We start from the raw sequence: 17,390 nt of genomic DNA on the forward strand, positions 1-17,390 counted from the left end.
TTCTAACTTGCCTGCATTGTATGTGAGATTGGTTCGGCGATAAATCTTAACTACTCTCCACTCACTAATAACTAATCACCAACAACCATGTCCCCACTAATTGAAATTACCGACCCGAGGGTATTTGACCCGGCAACCTTATTAATTGATGTACGTGCAGGTGCAAACGCGCGTGAGCGTTACCTTGCAGGCCACCTGCCCAATGCTATTTTAGCTACGCTGGATGATGACCTTGCCCTACACCCCGTAGATGCGGCAAAAGGTGGCCGCCATCCCCTGCCTGCTTTGAAAGATTTTGCCGCTACACTTGGCCGCTGGGGCATAACACCGGAAAGCCATGTGGTAGTTTATGACGACAAAAATGCAGCTATGGGTGGTGCACGCCTTTGGTGGATGCTACGCTCGATTGGGCATACCAACGTACAGGTGCTAAACGGCGGCCTTAAATCTGCTACCGATGAAGGGGTGGAACTAAGTACAGATGATTATCAACCTGCCACTACAGCCCCTTATCCTATCCCTGGGCAATACAGCCATACCGTAGATATTGAAGAAGTAAAAAGGGCTGCTAAAGCAGATGACCGCATGGTAATAGATGTACGCGAGGGAGCCCGTTACCTGGGCCATACCGAACCTTTAGACCTTGTTGCGGGTCACATACCCGGCGCGGTAAATTTGTTCTACAGCAACAGCCTGTCATCCGAAGGGAAATACCTTACCTCGCAGGCGTTGGCAACCCTTTATAACGATACTATTGGTGATGTAAAACCCGAAAATGTGATAGTGCATTGCGGGTCGGGCGTAACGGCCTGCCATACATTGTTAGGCATGGAGCACGCGGGCATCAAAAGGCCAAAGCTTTACGTAGGCTCGTGGAGTGAGTGGAGCCGTAACAAGCTGCCTATTGCAACGGAGGCTAACGGACTTTAATTCATATATTTAAAAACAGCTGGCCCTTAATCCTGTTATCTCTTTGTGAAAACATACACCCTAAAATTTAAACAAAACATCCCGATAAGCCTTAACGAGGCCTGGGATTTTTTCTCGTCGCCATTAAACCTGGCTAAGATAACCCCTGCCGATATGCGTTTTGTGGTAACGTCGGATTATACCGCGCAAACCAAAATGTACGCCGGTATGATCATTACCTACAAGATCTCGCCCCTGCTTGGCATCAAAATGAACTGGATGACCGAGATTACCCAAGTTGTAGACGGCAAGTATTTTGTTGATGAACAGCGTTTCGGCCCCTACGCCCTTTGGCACCACCAGCATCATTTTAAAGAGATACCGGGCGGTGTAGAGATGACTGATATTTTGCATTACGCCATCCCGTTTAGCGTGCTTGGTACTATTGCCAACAATGTATTCGTGGGTAAAAAAGTGAAGCAGGTATTCGAGTACCGTATAAAAGCGGTTGAAGACCTGTTTGGGAAAATGTAGTTTTAACCCTCCTTTTTAAAACCATGTCAGTACGGGAAACGAAGTGACGTAGTAATCTCAGCAGCACAGCGGTTATGCTGAGATTGCCGCGCTGTAGCCCGCAATAAACATATTGAATATAGTATTATTTACAAAACAACCCCGCAGCTGCTTCAGCATCTTTTAAGCCTAATGTAATAGCTTGCCTAAAATCAATACAGGCGTTGGTCACATCCTTATTGTTGACGCGTGCCTGGCCTCTTAAATAATAGATCTCAGGGTTTTTAGGCTCTATCTTAAGGGCGTAATTAAAATCAAGGTTGCTGCGCTCCTTATCGCCAGCGCAGGCACGTGCAAGGCCTCTCCAGGCATAAGCAACTGTATTATCAAGGTTAATGAATGTTACGCTGTTAAAATCATCAACAGCACCCTGGTAATTCTTCATAGCGAAACGGATCTGCCCGCGGATAATGTAGGCATCTTCCTGCCCGTCGTTTATCTTAATGCCTTTGGCAATATCGGCCAATGCACCAGTGTAATCTTTTTGATCGAACCTTGCGCTGCCACGGTTAAAGTAGGCCAATGACGATGCAGTATCAAGTTGTATGGCAGTACCATAATCTGCTAAAGCCCCCTGGAAGTTTCCGGTGTGTTGTTTTGCTACACCACGGCCTACGTAAAAATTAGCGTTTTTACCATTGGCTATTATCAGCTTGTTAAATATCGGCAAAGCCTCCATATAAAACTTAGCCCTGATGATAGATTTTACAAACCTGTCGCGCTGGTTGTCATCATTTTTATTAATGGTGGCTATGCGTTTGTAATCTGCCAGCGCACCTGCACGGTTATTTACTTTCAGGTGCGTTTCCGCGCGTTTAAGGAGCGTTTCAGAGTCGCCGGGGCTGTAGCTAAGGGCTTTGTCGTAATAGCCAAGTGCGCTATCGTACCTGTGTTTACTATCCTCTATGTTACCTAATAGCACGTAAGAGTAATCATTAGCCGGGTTTATTTTAATGCTTTGATTTAAATCGGCAAGCGCAGCGGTAGTATCTTTTAATTCCAAATTAGCACTTGCACGGCTCACATAGGCATAGGCGTTTTTGCTATCTAACTTAATGGCTTCGTCTGCATCATCTTTAGCATCATCAAAATTACGCGAGCTCAGTTTCAAATCTGCGCGGTTTTGATAGGCATCAGAGCTTGGTTTTAATTCTATCGATTTATCAAAATCGGCCAGTGCGCCTTCATTATCATTCAGGTTGTATTTTACTAAGCCATCGTACAGGTAAAGCTCAGCGTTATTTGGGTCTTGTTTAATGGCCTGGGCAAAGTAGTCAAGTGCCATTTTTTTATCACCCACGTTGCCTAAAGCATTTGCCAGGTACTTGTACAGGTTTGGCATTTTAGGGTTAAGCCTTATGGTAGTTTTATAATCGGCAATGGCTGCATTATAATTCTTTAGGTTACCGTATGCGTTACCGCGATAAAACACCGCTTCAGCATTTTTAGGGTTAAGCGCAAGGGCTGCGTTGTAATCGGCAATGGCACCGTTATAGTCCCCAAGGTTACCTTTCGCGTTACCACGATAATAGATCAGGTCGGAGTTTTTAGGGTCGAGCGCTATCGCTTTGTTGTAATCTTCAACAGCACCGTCGTTATCCTTCAAATTACTTTTGGCAACACCCCGGTATTCGTAAAGGGATGCATCCTTAGGGTTTAAAGCAATAGCTTTGGTGAAATCTTCCACCGTACCGGCATGGTCGCCAAGGCTGGCTTTAGCGTTTGCACGGTAGTGGTACATATCGGCACGTGGGGCTAATGCTATCGCCCGGTTAAAATCGTCAATTGCGTCATTAAACTTGCCGGTTTCGTTATTAATATTACCCCTGTAAAAGTATGCGTAGGTACTTTTAGAATCAAACTGAATGGCCTTGCTGTAATCTGCGAAGGCATTAGCCTGCTCTTTTAAGTTATTATATGCGTTACCACGATAAAAATAAGCGCGGGAGTTATTTGGCTCTAACTGTATAGCCTTGGTAAAATCTTCAATAGCACCTCTATAATTTTTGATATTGGCTTCGGTATTACCCACACCAATATAGGTTTTGGCACTTTGCGCGAGGCAGCAAAAAGGTAACAGTAAAAATATGATGAGTAATTTGGCCATGAGTGTTATGTACTATCTAAAAGGCTTAAATAAAAGGGAAACGTTTGCCGTTGCACCATCGCCCGTATTGCGGCCGTTGATGAAATGCCCTGCCGACAAAAAAGTGGACAACCGCCTGCTAAACGTGTACCCATAGGTTAACGAAACCTGGTTAAAAGCAAAGTTTTTGTTGATGGCCTGTATTGGCGAGAATGCTTTGAAGCTACTGGTAGAATAAAATCCGCTCAATGATACTGATACCTGATGGCGAAACTTTCTATCTAACGTTAAACCAAATGTACCGTTATACCTGTCCTGAAAGGGGCCATCGGGGCCAAAGTATTGGCGGAAACCGTTCTCTGCTGTGAAATAATAGTTTTTGCCAAGCACCTTACCGCTACCGGCAAATGAAAATTTCACCTCAGCGCCCTGTTGTTTGTAACCCAATGCCAAATCGTTATATAAAGGGGTAATAAATGTGCCTTGTACAGTAAAGTAGTATATGTAATTGATGTTAGCCAGATAATAGCGCACACCAATCTCCAGGTCGGTTAAACCACTGCTTACGGTTTTGGCTGTATTCTCCTCGTAAGTATTTTTCACATACGGCAGCAAGGCAACCAGGGTAAACCTGCGGCTTAAACCATACTCTACATATAATGATACACCTAACGACTCGAACTGCCCGCCATTGGCAAACAGACTTTTACGACGCAGCGAATCCCAACCCCTATCCGCATAAAAATAACTGAACGATGGTGATAGTAACAGCCTTTTTGGCCTTACAGGGAAACCGCCTGCATGGCTGCTGGTTGGTGCCAGCAGTGCGCACCCTATTGCCATTAGTATGTATTTTAAGTAGGTATTAAATATCTTCATAGTCAACTGTTAAAATAGTGCGAATGCATCACGCATCCATCTGCGCTCAAAATCTTTGTACGATTGGGAGATCTCGTGCCCAAGGTCCTTAAATACCATTAAGCGCTTTTTACCCGGTATTGTGTTAAAAGTAGCATATTCGTTTGCAGGTGGCGCGTAAGGGTCTAATAACCCTATACCCATTATCATGTTAGTATTTACACCTGCAGCAAAATTCTTTCCGTCGTAATAATTCAGGTTGCTTAGTACCTTATCAAAGCTCAGCCCCGGTTGTGTTTTAATGTATTTCTTGATATCATTTATTGGCCACGTAACCTCGCCATCTAAATTATTTACATCGCAAAGAATAGGGTTTTGTGCCGAACACAGGTTAACCCTTTTATCCAGGCTTGCTGTTGCCAATGCTAAGTACCCGCCCATACTACCGCCAGATACTAAAATATTATCGTGCTTTAAGTTTGGCTGCGCAAACACAAAATCTACCACACGGATACAATCCATTATAACACCACGCATCACGTAGTTGTTCTTATCTTCTATCCTATAAAAAATAAACTCATTCCTTCGGGTATCAATCGGGCCGCGACTGTTACCCTGCCCCCTTACGTTTAGGGTGATGATAGCCAGGTCCTCATCCAAACCGATAATAGGTGCCAAGTTAACCTGGTAACCCGGTAAGCCAAGTAATACGGAAAACTTACGGTCTTTATTTTTATTGATAGGCACCGTCAACCAGCCCTTAATAAGGTAGTTATCCAACGATCTCATCTCAATGGCGAAAACCTTACGGTTATCGGTATTCATTTTGGGCATTGGGGTAACCTTAAATTGCGGCGCTACCTTAGCCAGCTCGTCTTTAGCTTTTTGCCAAAAGGCATCAAAATCGGCAGGCTTGGCGTACTTAGATTGTATAGCCGCCGGTTGTATGCCGAATACACGGCGGGTGGTATCATCATAATCAGATACGTTTACCATAAAGGCCACCTTGTAAAAACCCGATTTTAAGGCAGGCAGATCAAAGCTGTATTTTTCTGAACCCTTTTTGCCGATGTTTGCTTTTTGCTTACCGGCGCTTATCTTTTTACCATGCTGGGTTATCTCGTAAGCTACCGTACCTGTTTGCAGGGCGTCGGTAGGGTTTTTAACCTCGAAAGTGTAGCTTGCCTTACTGTCGAAAATAGCATTCTTGTTACCCGGTGTAAGTACGGTAGAGATACCGTCCTCATCATTCTGCGCAAGGGCGGGAATGTTTTGCAAACACCATACTGCTATAGTGCAGCACAGTATAAAAATTATCTTATTTGATCTCTTCATTGTCAATTACTAATTAGCTATGCCTTAATAGCTTCTGAATTATTCTCCGGGTTACGGGGCTTGTTTTTGATCAAAAAATTCGACTTGCGAATATAATGATTTAAAGGTTCCTCTATCGTTTTAAACAGCAATATGGATATAGCGTTTAGCAGAATAAAGGCATATAAAACGTTCAGGGCATCGTACTGGAAAGGCGAGATCCAGTCCTTGCCCCATTTATCGTATAGTTCAAAAACATCGTCGTTCCATTTGTTAAAGTAGTTGTGCATAAAATCGTACATGTACCCAAGGTGTATCAGGTAAAATATATACGAACTTTTGCCCAGCAGTTCAATAAAAGGGTTTGACAAGATCTTTTTGAGTACGGTAGTTTCGGTCAACAATCCATAGAAAAATAAAGCGATGCATGATGCCAGCAGATAGTTATTGGTGATGATCCCGAATGGATGATGCAAACCTGCAACCTCGCCTTTGGGTATCGGCAGCACACTCATGATACCCACACAAACAAATATGAGCAGGAAACCTAAATAGGTATAATTGCTCTTGCTCTGCCCGTTTAGGTTTTTCTTGCGTACAATAAGTGCCAGCTGGATGCCCGCGAAAAACTCGAAGCAGCGGCCCAAAAACGTGTACAGCATCATAAAGGTAAAGTTGCCGAAGAAACCATACCAATCAACGTGGCTAAATATCAAAACCAGCGTAGCACCCCCAAGCGTTATTACTACCGGCTGAATGTAAAACTTGCGGTATTTTTGTGCGAAGTAAAAGATAAATGGCGCCGAAAAGTAAAAGCATTCTTCTACCGTTAAGCTCCAGCCCTGGGCTATGCCGGTAAACTTTAGCTGGTCAAAAAAGCCCCTAACGAAGGTTATATGCATAAAAAATAACCCGATAGGGCTTGCAAAGCCGTTGGTTATCTTTTGGTCGTTTGTAAAGTAGTAGGATACAAACGCCCCAAGTGTGAGCAGGAAGTACATGGGATAAATGCGCGCCACCCTGTTTTTAAGGTATTGCCTAAACCAATCGCCGGTTAATTTAAAGCTATCGAAATAGCGGAAGGCGATTAAGAAGCCCGACAAAACAAAGAAAATGGTTACCCCGATATGGAACTCGCTAAGAAAACGTTGCACAGCACGGGGAAAATTTTCATCAAACGCGTACGCATAATGCGATATAAATACCAGGTACGCCGCCAAAGCGCGCACCCCGGTAAGCGCCGGTATATAGTTTTGTAAAGGTTTTTGCACCAAAACAGTTATTTAAGTTTGTGTTTTGCGAATAAATGTACAAATAGATTATGCAAACCAAGTACCAGTATCCTTTACCAGCTACCCATCAGAACCTTTGAATAAAGTAATTTACAGGATTTTTGTTTAGAAACACTTAAAACTTTGGGGAATGAAGCCTCTCACCGGCCCCTCTCTTTTAAAGAGGTGGTAAAAAGCGCGCTTTGTTTTAAAACCCCACCTACCGGGGCAAATTTAGAGGGGGCTTCTTACAAAGCACTTCCCTGCACCACGCCCCTGCTCAGTATCCTTTGGTCGATGTAGTATTGGATCTCTGATTTTTTGAGGCCCCAGTTGGGTGCTATCAGCAGTTCGCGGTCGCTAAGGCCAAAGAGGCGTTGAATCACAATATCGGGGCGTACCCTTGGCAGCAGCTCGCACAAAAAGTTGGCATACTCATCAATGCCGAATAGCTTAAATGGCTCGCGCTTATATTTAACACCCATTACGCTGCCCTCCACAATATGTAGGTGGTGGAACTTTACAAATTTTATTTGTTCGTGGCGATTGATCTCATCAGCGTATTTAAGCATCATATCGTGCGTTTCCCAGGGGAAACCAAATATGGTGTGCACACAAACATCCAGCTTGGTATTTTCGGTAAGCTTAAGGGCTTTTATTAATTCATCGTGACTGCAACCCCTATTGATCTGGTTCAGTGTTTCATCATAAATGCTTTCCATGCCCATTTCCAGGTCAACGTCAAAGCGGTCGGTGTAGCTTTCCAGCAGGGCTATCTTTTCGGCGTCTATACAATCTGGGCGGGTACCTACGCTAAGGCCAACAATATCTTCGGTGCCGTAGCTTAGGGCTTCGTCATACATCATTTTAAGGTAATGCGTGGGCGCGTAGGTATTGGTGTTGGGCTGGAAGTAAATAATAAACTTATCGGCCTTGTTACCCTTGCGGGCACGCTCCATCCCCTCCATTACCTGTTGCTTAACGGTGGGGGCGTTACGGCTAACACTTGGCGTAAACGAATCTACATTGCAATACGTACAGCCGCCGAAGCCCTTGCTGCCATCGCGGTTGGGGCAGGTAAAGCCACCATCCACAATTACTTTAAACACGCGGTGGCCGGGGTATTTTTGCTTTAGCCACGGGCCATAGTTGTTATAGCCCTTCTCCCACTGTACCCCTGCCTGGTTAGTTAACATCATGATTGCCGCAAAGATAGCTTTTTTTGATTTAGGGGATTTAGCCTGTAAAGATGATTACACCGATGTAACAAACCTTTGTAATGGTAAGCCAGCCGAACCATTAGTTGCTTGTAGAGGTTTTTGACAGGCTTGCACTGACAGGGCTGCAAACCATGGCAAACGCGCCGGGCGGTTACCCCAAATGTTCACGTTCACGCTTGCGAACACATCGTGGATATCATGAACGTGTTAATAACCAACGCATTAACTATTTAAGTACTGACAAAACTGCGCCACCACGACTTATGCAAAAAATACAGGTGTTTTTGCGCCCCGGAATCACTTTTTACCGCCCTACTTTCGCCGGGGAATGGGCTATTTGGTGAGCAAAACAGGGTAGAATGGGATACTTGCTCTTTTGCGCCCTTAAATAGCTTTGGGGGTTGGTTTGGATGGGGAATGATTTGCTTAAAGCTGCAAGCGAGGGCTCCTATTAGCTATTAGTTAATTGGAAAACAGGTATTTATACGTATAGGAATACTGACATTAAAATCTAAACTTTACAATGCATACTCTTATTCAATAATTAACATTTATGATTAATGTTTCCTGTTCTAAACTTGAATTTGTAAGACAAAACCCTATTGCCTTTGCACAACAAATGGCAGCTAATAAAAACTCAGGGGGTGGAAATTTCGGGATGTTTCAATGTTGGCAAAGTAAAGCTAAAGCTCTCCATACTTATGAAATGGATTTACAAACGGCAATAAAAAGCCTCCAACAAAGATTCATGAAATATGATGAAAACCTTAATAATAAGAGAAAACAAGAGTTTCTATTAGATCGATTATCTCCTTATTGGGAAGAAATTAAAAGTAAAGATTTCAAATATTTAAGTTCTCAAAAAAGAATTTCTTGGCCCATACTTAAAAACGTATCATTGACAGGAAACACACCAATGACATTATCTCACTCAAATGGGTTTATTGCATATTTTTATACTGAAAATCCAATATCATGGCAACAAGAATTAAGATTTCCGCTATTGCAATACTATTTAGCGAAAAACATATGCAATTGCAGTTTTGATGATTTGAAAATTGGCGTTTACTGCTTAAAGAACCTATCATTTGATTTGAAATTATTTACACAGACTGAAATTGAAAATTCAATCTTAGAAGCTGAGCAAATTTTTAAATTAGTGAACGAAAACTATAAATAATTCTGCATGCCCGACAAAAAACTTACCGATAACAATTTTGAACTCAATCTGCTTTTTAAAGGGGCAAAAGATCCAGCCGAAGCATTCAGTGAATTACGCGATGTTTTTTTGTCACTCTCATCATTAGACAATTTATTCATTTCGAGTATAGATGATGCCTTAGAAACTTCATACTTTTTGGAGTCAATTGAATCGGGTTCTATCAAAACTCATATAGCACAAATAATTAGAGAAATTCCTGATGAAGCGATAAAAGAGCTTGACTGGAAAAGGATTGTAGGACATTTTCTATTAAAATTAAAGTACAAGGTTTTAAATTATCTTCAGAACAATCAAAGTTTAGATTCTAAAGATGCGTTGCAAGAATTAGCTAAAACCTTGGAAAAAGAGAAAGCGACACTTTTAAAGACGACAAGAATAATATCTGAAGTAAATATATATCAGTTACTATCAGCACTTGAGCCAATTATGCTTTTTCTATCACAACTTAAAGACAACGAAGATTTAGAATTTAAAAGCATCGATGGCAGTGTTTTACTTAATAACAAAGTTTCTTTTAATAAGGCAAAAATATTATGGGAATTAGGCGATAAAAAGCTCGAAAGTGAACGATCAGAAATTTTAAAAGTTAAAAAATTGGACTTATTAAGTAACAGTTCAAATTGGACTTTTAAAATGGGTAATAAACAAATTGACGCTAAAATAACAGATCAGGATTGGCTAAAGAAATATCATGCAAGGGACTATACTTTATTACCCGAAGACTCTTTAAAAGTGAATCTTAAAGTCTCATATATTTATAAATCAGACGGAAAAATCGTTAAGCCAACTTATGAAATAACAAAAGTTTTGGATATTATTTATCCCAAAAACGATCAGGAAAGCTTGAATATATAAGTATATTTTTTATTGCACATTGTAAAAAGTCCCGCTTTGCGCATATGCTCCAGCACATTGTCTATTACTTATCTATCAAACAAGATTTTTCCTCGCACCTCGTTCGAATGATAAATTTAAGATATGTATTATGCCCGAAAGTTTCCGAAGGGATGGGGACGGGTAGACGTATGGACAGTTAACCGCTTGCGGCAACAGGGCCAAACACAGTTAACCACAAGCGGGATGCTTGCGGCGGCAGGGGGTTGCAATAATTACAAAGAGTATGACATTAATACCAAATATTCCTTTTAAAATGTCTCATTTTTTTTCTAAATCCATTTTATAACATAAAAGAAGTAGGTGTAACTACTTCTTTTATTGACTAATCTTCTGATTTATCAGGTACACCGGAACCCCCACTTGGTGGATTAGAACTAACGTCTGTTATAGGTTGATACCCTTCTTTTATGCTTCTATCAGTATTGGGATGACTAAGTTCCTCATATGATCTGTTGATATCATGTCCTTTGTTAATATCTGGCCGTTCAATGTGACCCTTTTCCGGTTTTGGTGAGTTTTCTTCTGACATATTTTTAAATTTAAGTGAAAAATTCGATTGCAAAAATATCATCCGATATTATTAGTATCCCCGCAGTTTGAGGTATTATGTTTATAAATCTATCGCTTTCTAATTTCCATAGCTCTTCTATATAAATCGTTTCCTTACATGGATACGGGGCAGCAAACGATTTAGATCCGAACTTTCCTCCAATTTTTCTGCCGTCCTTTAAGTGCACAATAATCCAAGAAGCCTTTCTTTTGGTAAAATGGAAATCCCATGCCGATTTTGAACTGCTGATAACATAAGGTTTAATTATTTCACTCCGGAGTATGCGATTTAAGATAAGAGGCCAAAAAAAAGGTCCAACAATAAAAACTACAAATATCGAAAGGAAAAAACCCGTCGGAAAAATTTGATGCCAAGAATATTTAAAATTTATAAATAAAAGCCAAGAAAATAGTATAAAGTTCATTAGGCTATAACCCACAATCTCAAATAGATTTTTAGTAAAATCATATTTTTCATCTGCGACTAATAAACGATGAATTTTAACTGAGATAAACCCAGGTAAAAAAAGAACTATAAATAAAGCGATGTTATTGTCGGTTAATAAACTCATATCACGTTAAGTGTAAAATAGGCCCTACCCAAGCCCTAACTGAGAGTAACGCAAATTGACTATATTTTACTGTTCTTTAATTAACAGCGCATAAAAAACGTAGCTACCCGTATGCTCGTATGAATTAGAAAATTTAACTTCATAGCCATCGTCAAGAGCGCTTTGTAATACAATTTCAAATTTAAGCGTGTCAAATTCTCGAACAACTTTTACTGTTTTCATAATTATAATTAATCATTAATAAACGGATTTCTTAGGCAAAAAAGTTAAAGATTACATATAAGTATTTGTTGACTCTGTGGTCACAGGTAGTATCTGTTTTACATAATACCCATCTTCCAAATATTGAGAAATTATTGGATATTCCTGTTCCTTAAAATCGTTTCCATCCATTGTGTTCGTATGTGTGTTTACCGTTACAATTTTTTGTGCCATTATATTAAATTATACGATAAAGGTTACGTTAATATTCCAAATGAACAATACGTATAAATACCTGTTTTTCAATTAACTACAAAGCAAAGAATCCAATCCCCACCTAAATCCGATAGAAGCGGATACCGGCCTCTGTGGCTAAGGCCTCGTGCAGTATTAGAGAATAGCGGGGCTGCCGCATCCGAAGCACCACTGCCACTGCTTTACCTATTAGTTCATGATAGCGGCGCATCAGTCTATGGATTATGGTCTATGGTCTATCAGCTACTTCTCTATTTTTCGGCGGAAGAGGTAGCGGGAGCTTTCGTCGGCACTGTAGCGCAGGGTGTTTACAAACAGCCCGCCCTGTTGGGCCAGGTAGTTAAAGGCTTGTGCCAGGGTGTTAAATTTCAGCTTCTTGCCGTTACTGTCGCGCAGGGTGGTATCGTCGTCGGGTTCGTTGGTTTTGCCGTAGTCTACATCCAGGCTCACCGTTTGGCCAAAAATGGGGCGCGTTGGGGTAACCACACAATAGGTTTCGGCAGGGGTGTAAGCGGCGGTATCGGCAGGTGCGGCGTTAACGCTTTGCGCCTTAGTAAGGCATGGCAGCATGCCAATGGCTACAAGGAGCAGTAATTTTTTCATGATGGTTTATGGTACGCGGGTTTAGTAGCGCTGTGGGTTAGAGTGGGGTTTACGGGGTGGGGGTTAACGGGGTTTGAAATAATGTATTGGTTTATGGTTTTGTAGCGCGGTGAACCCCTGCCTGCCTTTACGGGCTGGGCGGCGCGCCAATTTGTGAAGAGGGAATTAAACCTTTGCAAACGAGCCTTACAAACGGAACGATAACCTCCTAAATGCGGCATAGTGTAACAGACGGGTGGCACCGCAACTGATACAGCACTGCCTTACACAGGGTGTTACCAAGCCGCGACTTTTCTTTGGTTCGTTTCTTTTGGGAGAAAAGAAATGAACATCCACAGGCGATTCATATTGCTCACCAGCCCGCTCCTAACAGGGCACTGCAATTGATTTTAAAGTGCGCTCATTGCCATTCCTAACAGGGCACTGCAATTGATTTTAAAGTGCGCTCATTGCAGCTCCTAACAGGGCCACTGCGATTGATTTTAAAGTGCGCATATTGCCATTCCTAACAGGGCACTGCGATTGATTTTAAAGTGTGCTCATTGCCGCTCTTAACAGGGCAGCGCGATTGATTTTAAAGTGTGCTCATTGCAGTTCCTAACAGGGCACTGCGATTGATTTTAAAGTGCGCTTATTGCCGCTCCTAACAGGGCACTGCGATTGATTTTAAAGTGCGCTCATTTCCGCTCTTAACAGGGCAGCGCGATTGATTTTAAAGTGTGCTCATTGCAGTTCCTAACAGGGCCACTTACAGCAGTGCTTTTTAATGAACGTTAGCCCGCTCATTGCCGCGGAGGGCTATTACTTTTTGCTTGATCAAAAAGTAACAAAAAATCAAGTCATAGCGATGCTTCCCCGCTCCCTGCCGGTTCTTAACGCTTTTCGCCGCATGCGCGGTCTTCAAAGCTAAACCGCTATTCCCGCCCTACGCCCGGCCCGCCGCTATGACGTACCCCCACGCTTTTTAGAATTTGGGTTCGCAATCACGATTTTGTCGTCCATACGCTGTTCAATACCTTTCTACCCGGATAACACACCTCTAACCCCCTCTGGACGGGGGAACTATGGCGCGCTCTTTAATACCTTTCCATCCATATAATATACCTCTAACCCCCTCTGGACAGGGGGACTATGGCGCGCGCATTTATTATGCTTGCATAGCTTTGGCTTATTTAAAAATTGGTTAATTTTACCGTTGATACAAACCAATTACGCCCGCATGGAAAGCATTGCTCCTTATAAATCTCAGTACAAGATTCGCTTTGTTACGGCTGCCTCGTTGTTTGACGGGCACGACGCTACCATTAACATTATGCGCCGCATTTTGCAAAGCACCGGTGCCGAGGTGATACACCTGGGCCACAACCGCAGTGTGGACGAAATTGTGAACTGTGCTATACAGGAGGATGTGCAGGGCATTGCGCTCACCAGCTACCAGGGGGGCCATGTGGAGTATTTTAAATACATGCACGATTTGCTTGCCGAGCGCGGCGCGGGCCATATCAAGATTTTTGGCGGCGGCGGCGGGGTGTTCCTGCCGCAAGAAATTGCCGAGCTGCAGGCCTACGGCATCAGCAAGATCTACTCGCCCGATGATGGCCGCGCCATGGGCCTGCAAGGGATGATCAACGATATGATGAGGCAGTGTGACTTTTTGACGCCGGGCCCCACCACAACCCTTTCGGGGGGAGGCCTCATAGGAGGAAGCCTCACCCCGGCCCTCTCCAAAGGAGAGGGAGTTGAGAAGGAGATGATGGATAAGGGGGATATTGCGAGGTTTATAACGGCTGCCGAGCAAGGTAACTATTCACCAATTTATAATCACCAATCTCTACAGGCAGCGCCTGTATTAGGCATCACCGGCACAGGTGGCTCGGGAAAATCGAGTTTGGTGGATGAGATCGTAAGGCGTTATTTGATGGAAACGGATAAAACGCTGGCCATTATTTCGGTAGACCCCAGCAAACGTAAAACAGGGGGTGCGCTGCTTGGCGACCGCATCCGCATGAATGCTATTAACAGCCCGAGGGTGTATATGCGCTCATTGGCTACGCGGCAGGCTAACCTTGCCCTTAGCAAGCACGTGCAGGAGGCTATTGATATTTGCAAGGCGGCAGGGTATGATATGGTTATTGTGGAGACGAGCGGCATTGGCCAATCGGACACGATGATAACCGATTATTGTGACCTTTCCCTTTACGTGATGACGCCCGAGTTTGGCGCGGCTACCCAGTTAGAGAAGATTGACATGCTGGATTTTGCCGACCTGGTAGCCCTTAATAAATTTGATAAACGAGGCGCTTTAGACGCCATACGCGATGTGCGCAAGCAGTACAAGCGCAACCATATGTTGTTTGATGCCAAAGACGAAGACCTGCCCGTATACGGCACCATGGCCTCCCAATTTAACGACCCGGGCATGAACACGCTGTTTACCGCGCTGATGAAGACGGTAAAGGTAAAGACGGGGGTTGATTTGTTAGGTGCGGGGAGCGGAGTGGCCAGGCCGGAACAAGGCGAATCGGAGAAGATCTATATTATACCGCCGGATAGGATAAGATACCTGGCAGAGATTGCCGAAAGCAGCGCCGCCTACACCGATTGGGTGAACGAGCAGTGTAAGATAGCGCAGCAGATGTTTAATGTGAGGGGGAGCATCACGCTGGCCCTCTCCAGCCAAACCCCGGCCCTCTCCAAAGGAGAGGGGGCAGGAAAGAAAGTTTCTTCGATTTCTGCTGAGGATTTAGGTGAGGCTTTACAGGATATTTATAACCACCTTGAAGACCACCTGCACGCCGATTGTAAACGCCTGCTGAAAGAGTGGCCGGAAACGGTTGCCAAATACAAGGCAGATAATTTTATATATAAGGTGCGGGATAAGGAGATCAAACAGCCTTTGTACTATATCTCGTTGTCGCAGTTGAAGGTGCCTAAGATCTCGTTACCCAAATATGAAGCCTGGGGCGATATACTGCGCTGGTTACTTACCGAGAATGTGCCGGGCGAGTTCCCTTACGCCGCGGGGGTGTTCCCGCTGAAGCGGGAGGGCGAAGACCCAACCCGCATGTTTGCCGGAGAGGGCGGCCCCGAACGCACGAACAAACGTTTCCATTACGTATCGCTTGGCCAGCCGGCGCACAGGTTGTCAACCGCTTTCGATTCGGTAACCCTGTACGGCGAAGACCCGCACGAGCGGCCAGACATCTACGGCAAAATAGGCAACTCGGGCGTTAGCATCGCCACGCTGGATGATGCCAAGAAGTTGTATTCGGGGTTTGATCTTTGTCATGCCTCAACCTCCGTAAGCATGACCATCAACGGCCCGGCCCCTATGCTGCTGGGTTTCTTCATGAACGCCGCCATAGACCAGCAATGCGAGAAGTATATTACCGAGCATGAGTTAGAACATTTGGTGGAGGATGCGTATAAGAGGGTTTATGACGATAAGGGCTTAGAACGGCCAAGGTACCAGGGGGGCAGTTTGCCCCCAGGCAACAGTGGTTTAGGGTTGATGCTTCTCGGCTTAACCGGCGACCAGGTTTTGCCTGCGGATGTTTATGAGCAGATCCGCACGTATGCCATTGCTACGGTTAGGGGCACCGTGCAGGCCGATATTTTAAAGGAAGACCAGGCACAAAACACCTGTATATTTTCGACAGAGTTTGCCTTGCGGATGATGGGCGATATCCAACAGTATTTCATTCAGCAAAAGGTCAGGAATTTTTATTCGGTATCTATTTCGGGCTACCACATTGCCGAGGCGGGTGCCAACCCTATTACCCAGCTGGCCTTTACACTCAGCAACGGCTTTACGTATGTAGAATATTATCTGAGCCGTGGGATGCACATCGATGATTTCGCGCCCAACCTGTCCTTCTTCTTCAGTAATGGTATAGATCCTGAATATTCGGTGATCGGTCGTGTGGCAAGGCGCATTTGGGCCAAGGCCATCAAAAACAAGTACAAGGGAAACGACAGGTCGCAGAAATTGAAATACCATATCCAAACCAGTGGGCGCTCGCTGCATGCGCAGGAGATCGACTTTAACGATATCCGTACCACGCTGCAGGCTTTGTACGCCATTTACGATAACTGTAATTCGCTGCACACCAATGCCTACGACGAGGCCATCACCACCCCTACCGAAGAATCGGTACGTAGGGCAATGGCTATACAGCTCATCATTAATCGTGAGCTTGGCCTTGCCAAAAACGAGAACCCAATACAAGGCGCCTTCATTATAGAAGAATTAACAGACCTGGTAGAGCAAGCCGTACTCACCGAGTTTAAAGCCATTAACGACCGTGGCGGCGTGCTGGGCGCTATGGAAACCATGTACCAGCGCAGCAAGATCCAGGAAGAGTCGCTTTACTACGAGACGCTTAAACATACCGGCGAATACCCTATTATCGGGGTAAATACTTTCCTCAATAAAAAGGGGTCGCCAACCATTGTACCGTCGGAAGTGATCCGCGCTACCGAAGAGGAGAAGCAGTTCCAGATAGCGGCCCTGCACCTTTTTCAGCAACGAAACCGGGAGCATGCCCCGGCCCTGTTAAAAGAGCTGCAGCAACGCGCCATAGCCGGCGATAATATCTTTGAAGCGTTAATGCAGGCTTGTAAGTATTGTAGCTTAGGGCAGATCAGTAATGCGCTGTACGCTGTAGGCGGGCAATACAGGCGGAATATGTAGCTGAAGAGGCTTTTAGAAACAAGACATATGAAACCATGCCATTGAAGGAACGTAGTGACGCGGCAATCTCAGCATATCCAACTACCTCTGAGATTGCCACGCTATCGCTCGCAATAACATAGTGGTAATCCGTCCGCTGCCCGTCCAAACTATCTCTTACTTATAAA

General features: G+C 44.0%; 14 protein-coding genes. 5 read left to right on the forward strand and 9 right to left on the reverse strand.

Annotated elements, in window-relative coordinates:
* The first annotated feature begins 87 nt into the window (after positions 1–87).
* Together NAF17_RS16835 and NAF17_RS16840 are read left to right on the forward strand one after the other, a co-directional pair.
* Positions 88–930: a sulfurtransferase gene (locus NAF17_RS16835; protein ID WP_252759188.1), complete on the forward strand. Its 843-nt coding sequence runs from the start codon at positions 88–90 to the stop codon at positions 928–930.
* Between the two features lie 45 nt (positions 931–975).
* Entirely contained in the window at positions 976–1,443 is a 468-nt protein-coding gene (locus tag NAF17_RS16840) for an SRPBCC family protein (RefSeq protein ID WP_252759189.1), read from the forward strand.
* Between the two features lie 124 nt (positions 1,444–1,567).
* Here NAF17_RS16840 and NAF17_RS16845 read toward each other — a convergent pair whose 3' ends face one another.
* The 5 genes from NAF17_RS16845 to mnmL form a co-directional block, all read right to left on the reverse strand.
* The gene (locus NAF17_RS16845) at positions 1,568–3,589 is read right to left on the reverse strand and encodes a tetratricopeptide repeat protein (protein WP_252759190.1); all 2,022 of its coding nucleotides are present in this window, start codon (positions 3,587–3,589) and stop codon (positions 1,568–1,570) included.
* Positions 3,590–3,601: 12 nt separating this feature from the next.
* Positions 3,602–4,447: a hypothetical protein gene (locus NAF17_RS16850; protein ID WP_252759191.1), complete on the reverse strand. Its 846-nt coding sequence runs from the start codon at positions 4,445–4,447 to the stop codon at positions 3,602–3,604.
* Positions 4,448–4,456: 9 nt separating this feature from the next.
* Positions 4,457–5,761 carry an acetylxylan esterase gene (locus tag NAF17_RS16855; RefSeq protein WP_252759192.1) on the reverse strand — a complete coding sequence of 435 codons (1,305 nt, stop codon included), beginning with the start codon at positions 5,759–5,761 and terminating at the stop codon, positions 4,457–4,459.
* A 17-nt stretch (positions 5,762–5,778) separates the two neighbouring features.
* The gene (locus tag NAF17_RS16860; RefSeq protein WP_252759193.1) at positions 5,779–7,011 is read right to left on the reverse strand and encodes an acyltransferase family protein; all 1,233 of its coding nucleotides are present in this window, start codon (positions 7,009–7,011) and stop codon (positions 5,779–5,781) included.
* Between the two features lie 248 nt (positions 7,012–7,259).
* Positions 7,260–8,210, reverse strand: coding sequence for a tRNA modification radical SAM protein MnmL/YtqA (gene mnmL, locus NAF17_RS16865; RefSeq protein WP_252759194.1), 951 nt, complete (start codon positions 8,208–8,210; stop codon positions 7,260–7,262).
* Positions 8,211–8,784: 574 nt separating this feature from the next.
* On the opposite strand from mnmL, the gene NAF17_RS16870 reads away from it, so the two are divergent.
* Positions 8,785–9,411 carry a hypothetical protein gene (locus tag NAF17_RS16870; RefSeq protein WP_252759195.1) on the forward strand — a complete coding sequence of 209 codons (627 nt, stop codon included), beginning with the start codon at positions 8,785–8,787 and terminating at the stop codon, positions 9,409–9,411.
* 6 nt (positions 9,412–9,417) lie between these two features.
* A complete protein-coding gene (locus tag NAF17_RS16875) occupies positions 9,418–10,308 on the forward strand; it encodes an LAPAL motif-containing putative phage structural protein (protein ID WP_252759196.1) in 891 nt (296 codons plus the stop codon).
* A gap of 364 nt (positions 10,309–10,672) precedes the next feature.
* Here the strand turns inward: NAF17_RS16875 and NAF17_RS16880 are convergent, their stop codons facing one another.
* The 4 genes from NAF17_RS16880 to NAF17_RS16895 form a co-directional block, all read right to left on the reverse strand.
* Positions 10,673–10,879, reverse strand: coding sequence for a hypothetical protein (locus NAF17_RS16880; RefSeq protein WP_252759197.1), 207 nt, complete (start codon positions 10,877–10,879; stop codon positions 10,673–10,675).
* A 10-nt stretch (positions 10,880–10,889) separates the two neighbouring features.
* A complete protein-coding gene (locus tag NAF17_RS16885; RefSeq protein WP_252759198.1) occupies positions 10,890–11,471 on the reverse strand; it encodes a DUF6338 family protein in 582 nt (193 codons plus the stop codon).
* Positions 11,472–11,537: 66 nt separating this feature from the next.
* Complete coding sequence (locus NAF17_RS16890; RefSeq protein ID WP_252759199.1) at positions 11,538–11,693, reverse strand: hypothetical protein; 156 nt, start codon at positions 11,691–11,693, stop codon at positions 11,538–11,540.
* 477 nt (positions 11,694–12,170) lie between these two features.
* The gene (locus tag NAF17_RS16895) at positions 12,171–12,530 is read right to left on the reverse strand and encodes a hypothetical protein (RefSeq protein ID WP_252759200.1); all 360 of its coding nucleotides are present in this window, start codon (positions 12,528–12,530) and stop codon (positions 12,171–12,173) included.
* Positions 12,531–13,749: 1,219 nt separating this feature from the next.
* Between NAF17_RS16895 and NAF17_RS16900 the strand changes: the two genes are divergently transcribed.
* Positions 13,750–17,223: a methylmalonyl-CoA mutase family protein gene (locus tag NAF17_RS16900; protein ID WP_252759201.1), complete on the forward strand. Its 3,474-nt coding sequence runs from the start codon at positions 13,750–13,752 to the stop codon at positions 17,221–17,223.
* Positions 17,224–17,390: the final 167 nt, after the last annotated feature.

This window comes from Mucilaginibacter aurantiaciroseus (genome assembly GCF_024055595.1).
GTDB lineage: Bacteria > Bacteroidota > Bacteroidia > Sphingobacteriales > Sphingobacteriaceae > Mucilaginibacter > Mucilaginibacter aurantiaciroseus.